This is a genomic window from Companilactobacillus futsaii JCM 17355 (assembly GCF_001435505.1).
GTDB classification, from domain to species: Bacteria; Bacillota; Bacilli; order Lactobacillales; family Lactobacillaceae; genus Companilactobacillus; species Companilactobacillus futsaii.
Genome location: NZ_AZDO01000087.1, coordinates 1 through 1,411, shown reverse-complemented (window position 1 = coordinate 1,411; position 1,411 = coordinate 1). Strand labels below are relative to the sequence as shown.

Sequence of the window (1,411 nt, the reverse complement as noted above, 5' to 3'; positions counted from 1 at the left end):
TTTATTTATTTTTTCTTAAGGTGGCTAACTTGATTATAAAATTCGCCAATTATTATGATTATGTCATTTTTTATTAATTCTTTTTGTTATACATGAAATAAAAATAGTAATACAATACTGAAACTAAAGAGAGAATTTCGATGAAAAGAAAGTGATATTTATGAATCTAGTATTTATGATACTTTCAATTATGTTGGTTTGGATAATGGTACCTGGTATTGCAGTTTTTTACAGTGGTTTTGTACCACATAGAGATGTAACAAGAATTTTATTCGATAGTTTTTTAATGTTTGGATTGGCGGGATTGTTGTGGATCATTATTGGATTTTCGGCATCATTTGAAGGTGATAATTTAGGACTGATAGGAAATTTTAACCATCTTTTCTTAAAAGGGATAGACTTATCGTCTACTTTTGGTCAAACAGGATTGCCAACGTCAGTTTATTTACTTTTTCAAATGATGTTTGCAATTTTGACTCCGGCATTATTTCTGGGTGCAATGGCTAGTAGAGTGAAGATTAGGTTTGTAATTCTCTTCGTCATATTATGGTCACTTTTGATTTATTATCCATTGGCTCATATCGTTTGGTCGAATAGTGGTTTTTTAGCCAAATTAGGAGTTTTGGATTTTGCTGGTGGAACGGTTATTCATATTGATGCCGGCATTACAGCATTGATTTTGGCAATCACGTTACGAAGACCTTATCAATACAATCAGCAAGTTAAAGGGAATCCATTGTGGATCTTGATGGGAACGATTCTTCTATGGCTTGGTTGGTATGGCTTTAATGCAGGCAGTACTTTAAAAATCAATTTTATAGCAATCAATGCTTTCTTTACGACGACAATTGCAGCTTGCAGTGCTTTGATCACATGGATTTTTTTGGAAGAAATGTTTAAAGGCAAAGTAACTTTGAGTGGTATTTGTACCGGTAGCATTTGTGGTTTAGTAGGAATTACTCCGGGTACTGGCTATGTAACGATTTTAGGATCGCTTTTAATTGGAATAATTTCGGCGATTAGCAGTTTTTACTTTATGAATTTTTTGAAATATCAATTGCATCTGAATGATTATCTGGATATTTTTGGATGCCATGGTGTCAGTGGGATAGTTGGTTCAATTTGTGTCGGCTTGTTCGCTACTAAATCAGTCAATAAAAACGTCGTTACAAACGGATTGTTTTATGGCGGTGGATTTAAATTATTAGGACTGCAATTATTTGGCGTTATATTTACGATTGTTTTTGTATCAGTATTAGGATTGGTAATTGTAACGGTGTTGAAAAAAGCTTTGAAAGACGATATTGGAATCAGACCAGAAATTAAATTGGCTTAAATCAGATTAATTTAGGATTCCGTCCTCCATAGCAAAGCAAATTTGGCTGGAATGCACTCGTCCTTGTCAAGTTGA

At 33.5% G+C, this 1,411-nt stretch carries 1 protein-coding gene; it reads left to right on the top strand.

Annotation, left to right across the window (positions count from 1 at the left end; translation table 11 throughout):
- Window positions 1-160 precede the first annotated feature (160 nt).
- On the top strand, window positions 161-1,336 hold the full coding sequence (locus FC88_RS07235; protein WP_057814272.1) for an ammonium transporter: 1,176 nt from the start codon (window positions 161-163) through the stop codon (window positions 1,334-1,336).
- Window positions 1,337-1,411 lie beyond the last annotated feature (75 nt).

Bases quoted from the DNA above. Each gene is read 5' to 3' on its own strand.
- FC88_RS07235 (WP_057814272.1), top strand. From the start codon at position 161: ATGAATCTAGTATTTATGATACTTTCAATTATGTTGGTTTGGATAATG.